This is a genomic window from Bacillus sp. SCT118, assembly GCF_058566435.1.
In genome coordinates this window covers 2,605,731-2,623,237 of sequence record NZ_CP191225.1, presented here as the reverse complement: position 1 = coordinate 2,623,237, position 17,507 = coordinate 2,605,731, and the positions used below count along the sequence as shown (strand labels likewise).

The window sequence follows — 17,507 nt, the reverse complement described above, 5'->3', positions numbered from 1 at the left end:
GTTGCTTTCTTTTTTTGTGGGGCATCCCACACAAGCTATCACGTGATCTCACACCTGAACGTTTTTTTATAGACTAGTACCGCGACAAGTTATATTACATATACATACCAATAAAGTAGACATTAAAAAGTGAAAGAGAGGATGGAAATGTGTGAAAATTCTTTTCCTTGAGAGTCATCCCATGTGGCTCTATGGTTTACCGAATGGGTTTAGGGAAGCAGGACATACCGTAATGATTTCCGGTCCTGTAAGTCGGGAAAATATCACTGAAATGATAGACGAATTTAAACCAGATCTAATAGTATCTATGGGATGGACACCAGAGCATTCAAGGGAAAAGCAGGCCTGGATTCGCAACGCTATTAAAAAGGTGAATATCCCTCTCGTTTATTGGGCAACTGAAGACCCGCTGCACACTCAAAACTTTACTATCCCGTTAATTAAAAAGATGAAACCAGATTTTGTTTTCACGGTTACGCCTTCTCTGTGTAAAACTTATGAAAGCATGGGGATTAAAGCAGCTCACTTAGACTTTGCATTTCACGAAAGTATACATCACCAGATTAAACCATTAGCAAAATACAGTTGTGATATAGCAGTGGTGGCTAATGCTTACCCTAATTTTCTTGAAGAACATCCGGAAGTGTTCCGTTCGTCCTCTTTAAAAACGCTGATTCGTCCTCTTATACGGAAGGGTATTCGCATTGATTTTTGGGGGAGAAACTGGGAAAAAATGAGTAAATATATAGGAAGAGAAATTCCCCGCAATTGGATCCATGGATACCTTGATTATACTGAAGCATATAAAGTTTACAGTTCAGCAAAAATCATTATCGGTTTGCAAAACTGTGAAAGCCAACTTACGCAACGCACCTATGAGATTCTTGGTTCCGGGGGGTTTTTATTGACATCGGATACACCAGCAGTTCGAGGTAAATTCAAACCTGGCCGCGATCTCATCGTTTCTTCCTCCCCAAAAGAAACATTGGAAAAGGTGAAATACTATTTGAATCATGATAGCGAGAGAAAAAAGATTCAGATAAACGGTAAAAAGGCTGTAAAGAATGATTCCTATCTGCATAGAGCCGAGAGAATGCTTGAGGTGCTAAAAAGCAGAGGAATTATAAGAAACTTAGGGGAAACCATTCATTATGTAGATGTTCTCAAAGCAAAATACGTGATCCATCATGTTACTCCCGGTGAAACATTATCAATAATTGCCAGGAAGTATAATGTTTCCCTGCAGCAGCTCATGGAGCTTAATCATTTCAAATCAGATCAAATATATGCTGGACAAATCATTAAGATTAGAGAGAAACGGTTTAGAAATATTGATAACAAATTTTTCTAAAGGAGAGTAATATGAATGAAGGGGAAAATACCTAAAATAAGAAATCAAGCGAATAAAGTAAAAAGAACGCCTCGTTATATGGAATTTCCCGTGACATACGAAGTATATCATGTGGAATCCGGCGATACATTATGGACGATTTCTAAATCCTTCAATATCCCGGTACAACAACTTATGAATCTTAATAAGCTTTCTTCAGATAGAATTTATCCTGGACAAATTATAAAGATAAAAGAAAGGTAATCTTTGAGGTTTCGGAAACGAAACAAATTGAAACGATAATCCTCATTTTTTTATTTGTAGGGAATTGATATTTTTGAGGATGAAGGGGTTATGAGATGTTTCAAATGAGCTATTTCTATTCTGGATTAGGATGGGATTTTATTCAACACGTTGATCAAACGAACGGAGTATTAAATGTTGTGTCTCCTGATTTTTTCTATATCAGAAAAGATGGATCATTACTTCTCCGTTCAGCTAATCCCGATGTGATTAAAGCTCTTCATAGAAGGAAATTAAAAGTAGTTCCTTTTCTAAGCAATCATTGGGATCAGGATTTGGGACGATTTGCATTAATGAACCGAGTTCTTTTAGCTAAACAAATTTCTCATGCAATAGAAGAACTGGATTTGGACGGAGTTAATATCGATATAGAAAACCTTACAGAAAAAGATCGGAATCTATTTATAGATTTTGTTAGACTGGTAAGAAAAAGTATTCCTAGACATAAAGAAGTATCAGTTGCAGTGGCGGCAAATCCTTTTGGCTGGACGAAGGGCTGGCACGGATCATATGATTACGAGTATTTAGCTAAATATGCAGATTACCTTATGATTATGGCCTACGATGAAAGCCACCTTGCTGGGCCTACTGCAAGTGTAGGATGGGTGGAAAAGTCCATTCAATATGCTCTGACCCAAAAAATCTCTCCTCAAAAACTAGTTTTAGGATTGCCATTCTATGGCCGCTGTTGGATGAAAGGCCAATCTGCCTCTAAAGCCATTCCCCTTTACCTTGTTGACTCATTAGTAAACAGGCATAACGGGACAATTATTTTTGACACAAAGAGTCAATCTCCAAAAGCTATTTTTACTGTCAATCACGATAACAAGGGGCTGTTGCCTTCGGAAACATATACATTATGGTTTGAAAATGAACAGTCACTCAGAGCAAAAATAAAACTCGCTCAAAAATATAATCTGAAAGGTCTTGGCAGCTGGAGTCTTGGACAAGAGGATGCGTCAGTCTGGAATACAGTGTTTAAAAATATATAATGATTTATAGTTCAAAGCAAAATTCGAAGATAATTGCAATGAATCTCTAAATCTTGGACATACTGAAAGGTGTTTATTACGAGTGCGGGTAAAACAGTGAGGGCATTCCATAGACCCTTGTCCCGAAATGTTCTATACGAGGCCTTGAAATACACATTCAAACTTATGTTATAGAACGCATTTCAAGTAATTATGGATGACTTGAATTTATTCTGCTTCCATGATTTATGTCATACACACGCTACCTTGATAGCGGGATTATTGCATTTCATTCAGAATTGTTCAGGCTCGATATGGAAGCGCACGAATAACTAGAACTTTAAAAACTCACCTCATATACTTCCTGAATGGATGCGGGGTTATCTCATTAAAGGATGGGGAATTCGGCGCCAAGGTACGCATGGAGAACCATGACTTGTTGATAATCGACCATATAGTTTCTCCTCAGAAATGAGGGGGGTTTTACATAAAAAAGACGAGCGAATCCGGGGGGAATTCCACTCGCCGCTTTCTAATGAAAAGACGGGATGCTGGATGGCAGCTCGTCTGTTTTATTATAATTTAACGAACATATGTTTGTAAAGATGTCTTTTCGAATGAATTGGTTCATATAACCGTTAAGAACAGATTCATTGTAAATATTCGCTAAGGTATGCTAAGATGCATGGACTATAAAGGAGTGATATGAAGTGAAGACATTGCGGTTAAACAATGTAACGTTAGAAATGGCTGCATATCAAGAGGAGAGCGAGCCGAAGCGTAAAATTGCATTTACCTTAAACGTTACGAGTGAGACTTACCATGATATCGCTGTCCTGTTGTATGAAAAAACGTTTAATGTCGAGGTTCCGGAACGCGATCTTGCCTTCCGGGGGGAAATGACAAATTATTCAACATCTTTGACCAACCTGTACGAACCAGGGTCCGTCAGCGAGTTCTATATAGAAATAACGGAAATAGAAAAAAACGCCGATTCATGATCGGTGTTTTTTATGTAAAAAAGCTGCCGGCCGGCAGCTTTTGAGAAAGCGAATTTCATATGTAAGGTGTTAAATTGTCCGTCTTGCAGTTTTTTGAATAAATGTGGAAATAAGGAGGTTTTAATAGGAGTCTCTGATGATCTTATAATTTTTATGATTAACAACTGTCAATGAATCTAACTCAAGATCCCGATAGTTATCCATGATTGTCACATCAACGATAACAGAATTCTCATTTACTTTTTCAACAACACCGGTTAATCCGTTTTTAAATTCAATGACATTCCCAACCTTAGCGATTTTCACAAGCTTCCTCTCCTTTAAACATAATAATGCCTTTTGAAAGTATTTTGCAGTATTTTCATTGAGAAGTAAAGCGATAAGGAGTTTTATCTCCCTTATGAATTGTTCTGTCGCTATAAAGATGATATATTGATTTTCGTCAATAGAAAGAAAAGGGGGGAATTTTCGTTGCGTCCCGAAGAAATAACAGAAATGATTGAACAGCTGCGCACCGGCGCCATAACCGAACTGAGAGTCCAGAAAGAGCATTTTCTTAATTTCAGGGCCGTGTTATCTAAACAAGATGATTTTAAACATTTCCGAGGAATTGCCCAGCAAGGCGGAGATGTTATCTTTCAATACTTAGAACAGCCAAGAAGCTGAAGGTTTCTCATACGTGAGAAGCCTTTTTATCATATATGACAGAATACAAGCCTTTTATTACAGCTGTCTGTAACAGGTGTAAATAAAATGTAAAGTGCCAAAGATGGATAAACATGTTTTAATTTGACAATATTTATAGAATTTCAGACTGTTTTTTTGCCATTAAGCAGTGAGTCATCCTCTTTATTCCATCCTGATACCTCCTTGGGAGAGTTGGAAAATCTTTTTCCGTGAAAATGAATGGATCTCTTGTTAAGGTTATGAAGTGTTTTTTGGAGCACTTTAAGGAGGAAACTGTATGACAACGAAATTCACTGCTCTGGCTGTTTTTCTTCTTTGTTTCATGCCTGCAGCCAAAATTGAGCATACACAAGCTTCACTACTGAGCGCAAAGAAGACAAAACATGAAGAAGCGAAATGGCTTACACATATAGATCGAAATACGAATGAATCTTTCACTTCACTGTCTGCTGATAAGGACAAGAAAATAAAACCGATTAAGCTATCAGCACACACTGAAAAGAAAGAGAAAGATAAACCCGACAAAACAAATGATGAGAAAGAAACATATACACAGTCTGAAAAAGAGTTGCTGTCCCGTCTCGTTCACGCAGAGGCCAAAGGAGAATCATATAAAGGCAAGGTCGCTGTAGCAAGCGTTGTACTGAACAGGACGGAGAAAAAAGGTTTTCCTGATACGATAAGAGGGGTTATTTATCAGAAAAACGCCTTTGAACCGGTCGCAAACGGGAGCATTAACCAAAAGCCTGATAAAGAATCGATTGAAGCTGCCGAAGAAGCGCTGTCCTCAAAAAATAGAGAAACAGATGCCATATTCTTTTATAATCCGAAAACAGCGTCAGATAATTGGATTCGTTCAAGAAAAATCGTAGAAAAAATCGGCAGACACGTTTTTGCCGTCTAAGCATAGAAGAGACAATTTGTCTCAGCTGTGCTTTTTTTCATATAAAGAGTAAAAATAAAATAATTTTTGAACTTGTCTCATATGATGTTGGTAGTACAAGAGACAAGGAGAGACATCATGAATCGATTTGTGAAAGGGATCATTCTTTTATCCATTGCCGCCTTTTTCGCTGAATGCCTTGAATTTGTCGTCAATATGATTTTGGCGCGGGAGCTTGGCGAGCATGGGATGGGGCTTTACATGAGTATTTTGCCCACGATCTTTTTAATTATTGTCATCGCGAGCCTGGAACTGCCGATATCCATTTCTAAATTCATTGCCGAGTCAAATCCTAAGCTTCATGAAAGCATGCTGAGGCACGCTTTCAGAATGACAGCCATTTTTACTGCTTTTTCTACTGCCGCCGCTAGTATTGCGCTTCCGTTTATACCGGTATTTGATACATACCACCCGTTTATTAAAGGGATTGTCATCGGCTTAATTCCTGTTGTCGCCTTTACTTCAATCGCCAGGGGCTACTTTATGGGTGTGCAGAAAATGGGGAAGATCGCAATTGCCAATGTGCTGAAAAAAATCATCCAGCTCTTGTGCTTATTCCTCTTTTTTCAATGGTACTCATTTGAATTGGACATGGCTGTGCTGATTTCCTTGTTTGTTCTAGTCGTGAGTGATGTGGTCGTGCTTGTTTATTTATATTCACAATTTATCATGGCAAGGCGGGCGTTATCCGGCCAGCAGCACATTCATTTGCGCGGAAAGGATGTAAGGAAAAGGCTGCTTGCTGTTTCAATTCCTACAACAGGACTGCGCATTTTTCATGCGGTTGTCAATGCAATTGAACCCTTTTTAGTAAAAGGAGCTCTTTTGGCTGCGGGCGTTGCCGGGACAGCGGCGATCGATCAATACGGAATGCTGGCAGGAGTGGCTGTGACGATAGGGTCGTTCCCTGCTTTTATTGCCCATTCGTTAATGGTCGTCATGATACCGAGTATTTCGGAAGCTTATGCACTTTCTCAGTATGACATCGTGTTAAAAAGGCTGAAGCAGTCGATTTTCATTACATTAGGTTACGGTATACCTGCCGTCTGGGTCATGTTCCAGTTTGCGGGACCTCTCACGCATTTGTTTTTTCACTCTCCTGAAGCGCAGTATTACCTGCAGCTGTTGTGGCCTTACTTTCTCTTTCATCTGTTTGTCATGCCGCTGCAGGCGTGCTTAATCGGGATGGGTTTTGTGAAAGAGGCTTTTTATCACAATGTATGGAGCCATATCGTTGCGCTAAGTATGATGTATGTACTGGGATCAATGGAGAATCTGCAAATGCTCGGGATAATCCTTGGAATGAACACTGGCATGATTCTTTTGACGAGCCTGCACTATGCCACGATCTGCAAAGCATTGAAGGTATCCGTATTCCTTATGAGAGGGACCAGAACGCCGCGAATCGAAGGATGATAATGGAACAGCAGGGGCAAGCTAATTGAAAAGCATGAAAGGAAGATTCCATGTTGACGAAGCGCTTGCTTACTATATACATTATGTTATTAGGATTGATTACATGGTTTCCAGGTGCGGCACAAGCTGAGGAAAAACAGCCTGCTGTTCCCGCTGTTTTTCTTATGAAAACGATAGAAGGGGAGGACATCTCGATTCCGAATAAAGGGCAAAAAACAATTCTCCATTTTTGGACGTCATGGTGTCCGCCCTGCAAAAAGGAGCTTCCCCAGTTTCAATCGTTTTATGATGCCCATCCATCCGACAGTGTAAAGCTGGTAACGGTGAATTTAGTGAATTCGGAACAAAATCAGCAAGTCGTTGAAGACTTTATTAAAGCAAACAAGCTGACGTTCCCGATTGTCCTTGACTCAAAAGGGGAATTGATGAAGGAGTATCATATCATTACGATCCCAACATCATTTTTGCTGAATGAAAAGGGAGAAATTGAAAAAACAAAAATTGGCCCGATGACAGCGGAACAACTGAAGGAATGGACGGAAGAATAGCTGAGAGCATAGACTCTCAGCTTTTTTCATATAGAGAAGAAGTGAATAAACATTAATGATAATTATTATCAAAAAGAAATTAAAATAATTATAATTGAAATTCTCTTCGTGCGTGCTATAATAAAGGAAGACATCAAGAAATAACTGACGATAAAGCTGCCTTTTGGGCAGCGATTTTGTTTTTATAAGAGAAATGAAGATGATTTACGTTCTCAATTAGAGAGGAGAATTCGATATGGATGAACAAGTTATCGTTCAACGCGACCCGCATGAGCCATTGAAAACAGACAAGAGGGAAAAAAACTGGGCACAGCACGCGGAGCTTATTGCAGCACTTGTATCAGGCGCTCTTATTTTGGCAGGCTGGCTCTTATCCGGATATCAGGTATTATCCATAATACTTTTCTTGCTGGCTTTTGTGATCGGCGGATTTGCTAAAGCAAAGGAAGGAATCGAAGAAACACTCGAATCCAAAACGCTGAATGTAGAACTTTTAATGATTTTCGCTGCCGTTGGTTCCGCCTTGATCGGATACTGGGCAGAGGGTGCTATTTTAATATTTATTTTTTCCTTAAGCGGAGCTTTAGAAACATACACGATGAATAAAAGCAGCAGAGATTTAACGTCTTTAATGCAGCTTGAGCCTGAAGAAGCGACATTGATGGTCAATGGTGAAACCAAAAGAGTTCCGGTTTCAGACTTGCAGGCCGGTGATATGATTGTGATCAAACCTGGAGAACGCGTAGCGGCAGACGGTATCATTGAATCGGGCTTGACAAGCCTTGACGAGTCGGCTTTAACAGGTGAATCAATGCCTGTAGAAAAAAACACAGGCGACACTGTATTCACAGGAACGGTGAATCGCAATGGCTCCTTGACTGTCCGTGTCACGAAAGCAAATGAAGATTCGTTATTCAGAAAAATTATCAAACTGGTTGAATCAGCGCAAAATAGTGTTTCACCTGCGCAGGCTTTCATCGAACGGTTTGAAAATGCTTATGTGAAAGGTGTGCTAATTGCGGTGGGGCTCCTTTTATTCGTCCCGCACTTTGCGCTGGGCTGGAGCTGGAGTGAAACCTTCTACCGCGCAATGGTGTTTATGGTTGTCGCGTCACCTTGTGCGCTTGTCGCCTCTATTATGCCGGCGGCGCTGTCCCTGATTTCAAATGGCGCCCGCAACGGTATGCTTGTGAAAGGAAGCGTCTTTCTTGAACAGCTGGGCTCAGTGCAAATGATCGCCTTTGATAAAACCGGCACTGTAACAAAAGGCCAGCCTGCCGTAGAGACGATCAGAATAGCAGAAGGATTCAGTGAAGCGGAAGTTCTTGAGGCTGTCTATGCCATCGAAACGCAATCAAGCCATCCGCTCGCCCAAGCCATAACGGCGTACGCAGAAAGCCGCGGTGTGAATCAGTCCGGCTACATATCTATAGAAGAAACCTCAGGGTTTGGCGTTATGGCAGAGGTGTCGGGTGCGAAATGGAAGGTCGGTAAAGCAGGTTTTATCGGCGAGGAAATGGCAGCACAATTTATGAAACAAACAGCATCAGATGTCATTCAAAGCGGTCATACAATTGTATTTGTGAAAAAGGATGATCAAATAGCAGGCTGTATCGCACTGAAGGACCAAATCAGGCCTGAAGCAAAAGAGGTCATGGAAGAACTGAACCGACTTGGGATTAAAACGGCCATGCTGACAGGAGATCACGAAGACACGGCTCAAGCGATTGCCAAGGAAGCCGGCATGACAACTGTCGTGGCAGAATGCCTGCCTGACCAAAAAGTGAATGAAATCAAACGGTTAAAAGAAGAATTCGGAACGATTGCAATGGTGGGTGACGGAATCAATGATGCGCCGGCACTCAAAGCGGCGGATGTCGGCATTGCGATGGGCGGTGGAACAGATGTAGCACTTGAGACCGCTGATATGGTCCTCATGAAAAACGATTTGAAAAAGCTCGTAAACATGTGCCGCTTGTCTCGGAAAATGAACAGGATCATCAAACAAAATATCGTGTTTTCTCTAGCTGTAATCTGCCTGCTGATTTGTGCAAACTTTTTGCAGGTGATGGAATTGCCATTTGGCGTGATTGGTCATGAGGGCAGCACGATTTTGGTCATACTAAACGGTTTAAGACTCCTAAAATAAAACCAGCAGCCTAATCAGGCTGCTGGCTTTTTATATATCAAGCTTTCCCTTCATTTTTGTCTTTATCAGATCTTTTCATAACCAGGATGAGAGCGAGGATGCAGCAAAGGAAACCCGCTGCACAGCCTATGATAGAGCTGTAATAATAAAAGCCCACCATCTTCATCCCGATAAAAGGAGCGGAAATTCCCAAAACCGTTAAGAGCATAACTGCTTTTCGTCTGAAAAAATTCATCAGCAAACGGAACAACCCCCCTGCGATTGAACGTTACTGTCAGTATACAGGAAGAGGAGCAGGAAATAAAATGCATTAGAAAATGAAGGCGTCGTGAAAGGCAAACACCGGTAAAACCTGTTACAATGGAAGACAGAACAATGCATTGCAAATGGCAGGGAGGAACAAGAAGTGAATAGAATACAACGCGTCTCTTCATGGCTGAAGGAAGCGGGGCATACTGCCGCATTTATTCATACAAAAGAAAATGTTTTTTACTTAACCGGTTTTTACACAGAGCCGCATGAAAGATTAATGGGGTTATTTATTTTTGAAGAAGAGGAGCCTTTCTTTGTTTGTCCAGGAATGGAAGCAGGACAGGCCCGCAACGCAGGCTGGAATCATGAAATCATTGGCTATGCGGATCACGAAAATCCGTGGGCGCTGATAGAGAAAGCCTTGAAAAAGCGAAATATCAGCATACATACGCTTGCGGTAGAAAAGGATTCAATCTCGCTATCACGTGCAGAACAGCTGAAGCATGCGACGGGCGGGGCTCAATTTGTTTCAGCAGAAGAAACACTCAATCAATTTCGCCTGATTAAAGATGACAATGAAATTCGTTTGCTGAAAGAGGCGGCAAAGCTTGCAGATTACGGTGTTGAAGTCGGCACATCCGCTTTGCGTGAAGGCATCAGTGAAGTGGAAGTGCTCGCTCAAATTGAGTATGAGCTGAAGAAAAAAGGAATTCAGGGCATGTCTTTCTCTACAATGGTTTTATTCGGAGAAAAATCTGGCCAGCCTCATGGAAATCCTGGTACAGCCACGTTGAAGAAAGGTGATTTTGTTTTATTTGATCTCGGTGTTATTCTTGATGGCTATTGCTCTGATATTACAAGAACGTTTGCATACAAAACCATCAATCCGAAGCAGGAGGCCATTTACGAGACTGTGCTTCAAGCGGAAAAAGCCGCGATTGAGGCAAGCAAACCCGGTGTGAGAATCGGAGATCTGGATTTAACTGCCCGCGGAATCATTGAAAAAGCGGGATACGGTGATTATTTTCCTCACCGGCTTGGGCATGGACTCGGAATTTCTGTCCATGAGTATCCATCAATGAGCCAGGCCAACGATACACTGTTGCAGGAAGGCATGGTCTACACGATCGAACCGGGGATTTATGTGCCTGAGATCGGCGGCGTGCGCATTGAGGATGACGTTCACGTAACAAAGGACGGGGCAGTTGCTCTGACCCAATATCCAAAGGAATTAATCATACTGCCGTAATAAGAAATAAAAAAGGACTTTGTTCTCGACATCGTCCTTTTTTATCTGCATTAAATAAAAAAATCATCAAATGTTCGAAAGGGTTTAATTTCATGTTTTTGGTTGAGAGGTTTTACAGCAAGACAGCTGCCACCGAGAACAGTGAGACATAACCCAATTAAAATGAAGAAACCCATGTGATCTTCTCCTTTCAGCTAAAAACACAAAAAGATATCTGGTACGTCCATATCATATTGTATGAAACGCATTCCAGATCAAGGGGATTTAGAAAGAAGGGAATCTATGGCTAATATTAAAGACATTGCAGAAAAAGCCGGTGTCTCTGTTACAACGGTTTCCCGAGTCATAAACAATCATCCATACGTCAGTGAAGACAAACGAAAAAGAGTGTTTGAGGCAATGGAATCATTGGAGTACACGAGAAATATTCACGCTGTACATTTGTCGAAAGGATTTTCAAACATGATTGGTGTTGTCTTGCCGACGGTTAATCTGCCATATTTTGCAGAGCTGATTGCAGGAATAGCCGACGCAGCCGCGGAATCCGGGGTTCACCTCTCTTTATTCCAAACAAACTATGAGGTACAAAAAGAAATCTTTGCGCTGTCCCAATTAAAGCAGCGCCAGGTTGACGGCCTGATTTTTTGCTCAAAGGCGCTTGCTGATGAGAAACTCATGGAATGGGAGGGCCCGATTTTGCTTTGCCAGAATTCAGATAATGCCCGCTTCCCAACCATCAGTATTCCTCACCAAGAAGCATTTCGGAACGGCTTGGACTATTTAATTGCCAAAGGGCACAAAAAAATAGCCATCTGTTTGGCAAGAAAAAAAGGCATGAACAGCCATTTTCGAATCAAAGCCTACAAAGAGGCATTGGAAGAGATCGGCGAGGCATTTCGTGAAGACTGGGTAATCGAGAAAGCGATTACAATCAATGATGGGAAGGCGCTTTTTCACAAATGGAAAACGTGGAAGGAAAAGCCGACGGCTATTTTTGTTGCCAATGACCAAGTCTCAGCAGGGCTTTTTCTTGAAGCAAAGAACCAGCGGGTGTCAATACCGGATGAGCTTGCAATCTTAAGCGTTGATAACCACGAAATCAGCCAAGCGCTTGGAATCACAACGATCGATATTCAGACAAGGGAAATGGGAAAGCAGGCATTTGCCATACTGGAAAAAAGAATTCAAGGACAGCCGATTGAAAGGAAAGTTCTGGATTACCGTCTCATCGAAAGATCGACTGTTTAGTGAATGCATTGAAAAAAGGTTTGACGTGCATTCTGTTCGTTATGTACGATATGAGGTATTGAATGACAAAGGAGCTGAGGATCGTGAATGGGTCCTTCACAGTGAAAAAGGTACTGAATAATAACGTATTAATTGCTTCTCATCATAAATACAGCGAAGTCGTTTTAATCGGAAAAGGTATTGGTTTCGGAAAAAAACAAGATGATGTCATTGAAGATAAAGGCTACGATAAAATGTTCATTTTAAAAGACGAGAAGGAACAAAAGCAGTTTAAAAAGCTCCTTGACTATGTTGATGAAAAGCTCGTTGATATTTCAAACGATGTCATCTATCACATTAGCAATAGGACTAATCACTCATTAAATGAACATATTCACATTGCGTTGACAGACCATATCGCATTTGCGATCAAAAGGCAGCAGCAGGGATTTGATATGAAAAATCCATTTTTAATGGAGACTCAGTCACTATATCCTGAGGAGTACCAAATTGCCAAAGAAGTCATAGATATGATCAATGAAAAAGCGGGAATCTGCCTTCCTGAAGGGGAGATTGGTTTTATCGCTCTGCATATCCATTCAGCGTTGACAAACCGTCCGCTGTCCGAGGTCAATCAGCACTCTCAGCTCATGGCGCAGCTTGTCGAGGTGATTGAAGACTCATTTCAAATGAAAGTAAATAAGGAAAGTGTCAACTATTTGCGGCTGATCAGGCATATCAGATTTACAATAGAAAGAATTAAAAAAGAAGAACCGACTAAAGAACCAGAAAAATTAATGTTGTTATTGAAAAATGAATATCCGCTATGCTACAATACAGCTTGGAAATTGATTAAAATCTTGCAGCAAACATTGAAGAAACCAGTTCATGAGGCGGAAGCGGTTTATCTGACGCTTCATCTGTACCGATTAACCAATAAAATGTCATAAATTCAGTTTATCCTTATAACGTGTTACTGATTCGATCAGGCATGAGTGATTGAGGGAAAAAAACGGGAAGTTCATTCTCGTTCTTTTGCGCACCCAATTTTGCTCATGCCTTTTTGTTGTGTAAAAGGGCAAATGTAAACGGTTAAACTGGAAGACTTACGCCTGTGAATTCGTTGTCATGATTTTTAGCTGTAAGGTCAGACTAGTAAAAAGAGGAGGTCAATTCTTATGTTTAAAGCATTATTCGGCGTTCTTCAAAAAATTGGGCGTGCGCTTATGCTTCCAGTTGCGATCCTTCCGGCTGCGGGTATTTTGCTTGCGATCGGGAATGCGATGCAAAATAAGGACATGATTCAGGTCCTGCATTTCTTGAGCAATGACAATGTTCAGCTTGTAGCAGGTGTAATGGAAAGCGCTGGGCAGATTGTTTTCGATAACCTTCCGCTTCTTTTCGCAGTAGGTGTAGCCATCGGGCTTGCCAATGGTGATGGAGTTGCAGGGATCGCAGCAATTATCGGTTATCTTGTAATGAATGTATCCATGAGTGCGGTTCTTCTTGCAAACGGAACCATTCCTTCGGATTCAGTTGAAAGAGCCAAGTTCTTTACGGAAAACCATCCTGCATATGTAAACATGCTTGGTATACCTACCTTGGCGACAGGGGTGTTCGGCGGTATTATCGTCGGTGTGTTAGCTGCATTATTGTTTAACAGATTTTACACAATTGAACTGCCGCAATACCTTGGTTTCTTTGCGGGTAAACGTTTCGTTCCAATTGTTACGTCAATTTCTGCACTGATTCTGGGTCTTATTATGTTAGTGATCTGGCCTCCGATCCAGCATGGATTGAATGCCTTTTCAACAGGATTAGTGGAAGCGAATCCAACCCTTGCTGCATTTATCTTCGGGGTGATTGAACGTTCGCTTATCCCATTCGGATTGCACCATATTTTCTATTCGCCGTTCTGGTATGAATTCTTCAGCTATAAGAGTGCAGCAGGAGAAATCATCCGCGGGGATCAGCGTATCTTTATGGCGCAGATTAAAGACGGCGTACAGTTAACGGCAGGTACGTTCATGACAGGTAAATATCCATTTATGATGTTCGGTCTGCCTGCTGCGGCGCTTGCCATTTATCATGAAGCAAAACCGCAAAACAAAAAACTTGTTGCAGGTATTATGGGTTCAGCGGCCTTGACATCCTTCTTAACGGGGATCACAGAGCCATTGGAATTTTCTTTCTTATTCGTTGCTCCAGTCCTGTTTGCGATTCACTGTTTGTTTGCGGGACTTTCATTCATGGTCATGCAGCTGTTGAATGTTAAGATTGGTATGACATTCTCCGGCGGTTTAATTGACTATTTCCTATTCGGTATTTTACCGAACCGGACGGCATGGTGGCTTGTCATCCCTGTCGGCTTAGGGTTAGCGGTCATTTACTACTTCGGATTCCGATTTGCCATCCGCAAATTTAATCTGAAAACACCTGGACGCGAGGATGCTGCGGAAGAAACAGCAGCACCTGGGAAAACAGGTGAAGCAGGGGATCTTCCTTATGAGATTCTGCAGGCAATGGGTGACCAGGAAAACATCAAACACCTTGATGCTTGTATCACTCGTCTGCGTGTGACTGTAAACGATCAGAAAAAGGTTGATAAAGACCGTCTGAAACAGCTTGGCGCTTCGGGAGTGCTGGAAGTCGGCAACAACATTCAGGCTATTTTCGGACCGCGTTCTGACGGGTTAAAAACACAAATGCAAGACATTATTGCGGGACGCAAGCCTAGACCTGAACCGAAAACATCTGCTCAAGAGGAAGTAGGCCAGCAGGTTGAGGAAGTGATTGCAGAACCGCTGCAAAATGAAATCGGCGAGGAAGTTTTCGTTTCTCCGATTACCGGGGAAATTCACCCGATTACGGATGTTCCTGACCAAGTCTTCTCAGGGAAAATGATGGGTGACGGTTTTGCGATTCTCCCTTCTGAAGGAATTGTCGTATCACCGGTTCGCGGAAAAATTCTCAACGTGTTCCCGACGAAACATGCGATCGGCCTGCAATCCGACGGCGGAAGAGAAATTTTAATCCACTTTGGTATTGATACCGTCAGCCTGAAGGGCGAAGGATTTACGTCTTTCGTATCAGAAGGAGACCGCGTTGAGCCTGGACAAAAACTTCTTGAAGTTGATCTGGATGCAGTCAAACCGAATGTACCATCTCTCATGACACCGATTGTATTTACAAACCTTGCTGAAGGAGAAACAGTCAGCATTAAAGCAAGCGGTTCAGTCAACAGAGAACAAGAAGATATTGTGAAGATTGAAAAATAAGGGTGTTAGTACGCCGTGCTTGTCAGATGACAAGTACGGTTGTATGATATAATATTGTGAAGTAATAAAGCTTTAAGTTAAAAGGAGAATGATAAAAATGGCACAAAAAACATTTAAAGTAACTGCAGATTCTGGAATCCATGCTCGTCCTGCGACAGTTCTTGTACAAACTGCTAGCAAATACGACGCTGACGTTAATTTAGAATATAACGGCAAAACAGTTAACCTTAAATCTATTATGGGTGTTATGTCTTTAGGTATCGCTAAAGGCGCTGAGATCACAATCTCTGCTTCCGGAGCTGACGAAAACGATGCTCTTAACGCTTTAGAAGAAACAATGAAAAGCGAAGGACTCGGCGAGTAATGCAAGAATTAAAAGGGATTGGCGCTTCAGCCGGCATCGCGATTGCAAAAGCATACCGGCTTGAAGAGCCAGATTTAACGGTTGAAAAGAAAAACATCTCTGATTCTGAAGCGGAAGTAAGCCGTTTTGATGAAGCGATTGCACGTTCAAAAGAAGAGCTCGAAAAAATCAAAGAGCACGCTTTGAAAGAACTGGGTCAGGATAAAGCTGATATTTTTTCTGCTCACCTTTTAGTTCTCAGTGACCCTGAGCTTCTGAACCCTGTGAAAGAAAAAATCAGCACTGATTCAGTGAACGCTGAATTCGCTTTAAAAGAAACGTCTTCTATGTTCGTTACCATGTTTGAATCTATGGACAACGAATATATGAAAGAGCGTGCGGCAGATATCCGCGATGTAACAAAACGCGTAACCGGCCACCTGCTTGGCGTCGAAATTCCAAACCCAAGCATGATCTCAGAAGAGGTTATTATTGTAGCTGAAGACTTAACACCGTCTGACACAGCTCAATTAAACCGTGAGTTCGTAAAAGGATTCACTACTGATATCGGCGGACGCACATCTCACTCTGCCATCATGGCACGTTCTCTTGAGATTCCAGCAGTTGTTGGAACGAAAGCGGCTACAGGCACGATCCAAAACGGCGTGACTGTTATCGTTGACGGTATCAATGGCGATGTCATTATTGACCCATCTGCGGAAACTGTAAAAGAGTATGAAGAAAAACATAATGCTTATTTGGCTCAAAAAGCTGAGTGGGCGAAGCTTGTCAATGAACCGACTGTCTCAAAAGACGGACATCATGTAGAGCTTGCAGCGAACATCGGTACTCCTGATGATGTAAAAGGTGTTCTTGAAAACGGCGGAGAAGCAGTTGGCCTTTACCGTACAGAATTCCTTTACATGGGAAGAGATCAGCTGCCTACAGAAGATGAGCAGTTTGATGCTTACAAAACGGTTCTTGAGCGTATGGAAGGAAAATCAGTTGTCGTGCGGACACTTGATATCGGCGGAGACAAAGAGCTTCCTTACCTGCAGCTTCCTAAAGAAATGAACCCGTTCTTAGGATACAGAGCGATTCGTCTTTGCCTTGAAGAGCAAGAAATCTTCAGAACACAGCTTCGCGCGCTGCTTCGTGCAAGTACATACGGAAACTTGAAAATCATGTTCCCTATGATTGCGACAGTTAACGAATTCAAAGAAGCAAAAGCGATCCTTCTTGAAGAGAAAGAAAAGCTCGTAAAAGCGGGACAGGCTGTATCTGATGATATTGAAGTCGGTATGATGGTTGAAATTCCGTCAACTGCAGTCATCGCTGATCAGTTTGCTAAAGAGGTTGATTTCTTCAGTATCGGAACAAACGATTTGATCCAATACACAATGGCAGCTGACCGTATGAATGAACGTGTATCTTATCTGTATCAACCATACAACCCGGCAATCCTTCGCTTAATTACACTCGTAATTGAAGCAGCACACAAAGAAGGAAAATGGGTTGGCATGTGCGGAGAAATGGCAGGAGACGAGATTGCGATTCCGATCCTTCTCGGCTTAGGCTTAGATGAGTTCTCAATGAGCGCAACGTCTATCCTTCCGGCAAGAACACAAATCAGCAAATTATCTAAACAAGAAGCTGAGTCATTCAAAGAGAAAATCTTATCTATGAGCACGACAGAAGAAGTTGTCGCGTTCGTAAAAGAAACATTCAAGTAATACAAAAACCAGACGGCCTCCGGCCTGTCTGGTTTTTTTCATAAGTAAGGGCATAGAAGGACACAATAACATGGCTA

General features: G+C 41.7%; 17 protein-coding genes. 15 read left to right on the top strand and 2 right to left on the bottom strand.

Annotated features, from left to right (window positions below; translation table 11 throughout):
• Positions 1-151: 151 nt before the first annotated feature.
• The 4 genes from ykvP to ACQVGT_RS13275 all read left to right on the top strand — a co-directional run bounded on the left by ykvP (position 152) and on the right by ACQVGT_RS13275 (position 3,605).
• Positions 152-1,351 (top strand): spore protein YkvP, encoded by a 1,200-nt coding sequence (gene ykvP / locus ACQVGT_RS13290; RefSeq protein ID WP_015383515.1) that lies wholly within the window; start codon positions 152-154, stop codon positions 1,349-1,351.
• 15 nt (positions 1,352-1,366) lie between these two features.
• Positions 1,367-1,594 (top strand): LysM peptidoglycan-binding domain-containing protein, encoded by a 228-nt coding sequence (locus ACQVGT_RS13285; protein WP_015483167.1) that lies wholly within the window; start codon positions 1,367-1,369, stop codon positions 1,592-1,594.
• A gap of 95 nt (positions 1,595-1,689) precedes the next feature.
• Positions 1,690-2,625 (top strand): glycosyl hydrolase family 18 protein, encoded by a 936-nt coding sequence (locus ACQVGT_RS13280; protein ID WP_015383516.1) that lies wholly within the window; start codon positions 1,690-1,692, stop codon positions 2,623-2,625.
• Positions 2,626-3,314: 689 nt separating this feature from the next.
• A complete protein-coding gene (locus ACQVGT_RS13275; RefSeq protein WP_015483168.1) occupies positions 3,315-3,605 on the top strand; it encodes a YkvR family protein in 291 nt (96 codons plus the stop codon).
• Between the two features lie 120 nt (positions 3,606-3,725).
• Here ACQVGT_RS13275 and ACQVGT_RS13270 read toward each other — a convergent pair whose 3' ends face one another.
• Entirely contained in the window at positions 3,726-3,911 is a 186-nt protein-coding gene (locus ACQVGT_RS13270; RefSeq protein ID WP_003232446.1) for a YkvS family protein, read from the bottom strand.
• 165 nt (positions 3,912-4,076) lie between these two features.
• On the opposite strand from ACQVGT_RS13270, the gene ykzS reads away from it, so the two are divergent.
• The 5 genes from ykzS (at position 4,077) to pfeT (ending at position 9,348) form a co-directional block, all read left to right on the top strand.
• Entirely contained in the window at positions 4,077-4,271 is a 195-nt protein-coding gene (ykzS, locus tag ACQVGT_RS13265) for a protein YkzS (RefSeq protein WP_015383518.1), read from the top strand.
• A 298-nt stretch (positions 4,272-4,569) separates the two neighbouring features.
• Positions 4,570-5,196, top strand: a complete 627-nt coding sequence (locus ACQVGT_RS13260) for a cell wall hydrolase (protein ID WP_015383519.1) — start codon at positions 4,570-4,572, stop codon at positions 5,194-5,196.
• A 117-nt stretch (positions 5,197-5,313) separates the two neighbouring features.
• Positions 5,314-6,651, top strand: a complete 1,338-nt coding sequence (gene ykvU, locus ACQVGT_RS13255) for a sporulation protein YkvU (protein WP_015383520.1) — start codon at positions 5,314-5,316, stop codon at positions 6,649-6,651.
• 50 nt (positions 6,652-6,701) lie between these two features.
• Positions 6,702-7,199 carry a sporulation thiol-disulfide oxidoreductase StoA gene (gene stoA, locus ACQVGT_RS13250; protein WP_041517834.1) on the top strand — a complete coding sequence of 166 codons (498 nt, stop codon included), beginning with the start codon at positions 6,702-6,704 and terminating at the stop codon, positions 7,197-7,199.
• Positions 7,200-7,434: 235 nt separating this feature from the next.
• A complete protein-coding gene (gene pfeT / locus ACQVGT_RS13245) occupies positions 7,435-9,348 on the top strand; it encodes a metal-transporting ATPase PfeT (protein WP_015383522.1) in 1,914 nt (637 codons plus the stop codon).
• Positions 9,349-9,385: 37 nt separating this feature from the next.
• Here the strand turns inward: pfeT and ACQVGT_RS13240 are convergent, their stop codons facing one another.
• Entirely contained in the window at positions 9,386-9,589 is a 204-nt protein-coding gene (locus ACQVGT_RS13240; protein WP_014476643.1) for a hypothetical protein, read from the bottom strand.
• A 165-nt stretch (positions 9,590-9,754) separates the two neighbouring features.
• On the opposite strand from ACQVGT_RS13240, the gene papB reads away from it, so the two are divergent.
• From papB to ptsP, 6 genes are all read left to right on the top strand, one after another.
• Entirely contained in the window at positions 9,755-10,849 is a 1,095-nt protein-coding gene (gene papB / locus ACQVGT_RS13235; protein WP_015383523.1) for a di/tri-peptidase, read from the top strand.
• Between the two features lie 282 nt (positions 10,850-11,131).
• Positions 11,132-12,097, top strand: coding sequence for a LacI family DNA-binding transcriptional regulator (locus tag ACQVGT_RS13230; RefSeq protein WP_015483170.1), 966 nt, complete (start codon positions 11,132-11,134; stop codon positions 12,095-12,097).
• An 83-nt stretch (positions 12,098-12,180) separates the two neighbouring features.
• A complete protein-coding gene (glcT, locus tag ACQVGT_RS13225; RefSeq protein ID WP_015483171.1) occupies positions 12,181-13,026 on the top strand; it encodes a glucose PTS transporter transcription antiterminator GlcT in 846 nt (281 codons plus the stop codon).
• 228 nt (positions 13,027-13,254) lie between these two features.
• Positions 13,255-15,354 (top strand): PTS glucose transporter subunit IIABC, encoded by a 2,100-nt coding sequence (gene ptsG, locus ACQVGT_RS13220; RefSeq protein ID WP_003244661.1) that lies wholly within the window; start codon positions 13,255-13,257, stop codon positions 15,352-15,354.
• Positions 15,355-15,451: 97 nt separating this feature from the next.
• Entirely contained in the window at positions 15,452-15,718 is a 267-nt protein-coding gene (locus tag ACQVGT_RS13215; protein WP_003154654.1) for a phosphocarrier protein HPr, read from the top strand.
• Entirely contained in the window at positions 15,718-17,430 is a 1,713-nt protein-coding gene (gene ptsP / locus ACQVGT_RS13210; protein ID WP_003218638.1) for a phosphoenolpyruvate--protein phosphotransferase, read from the top strand. Before ACQVGT_RS13215 ends, ptsP begins: the two co-directional genes overlap by 1 nt.
• Positions 17,431-17,507: the final 77 nt, after the last annotated feature.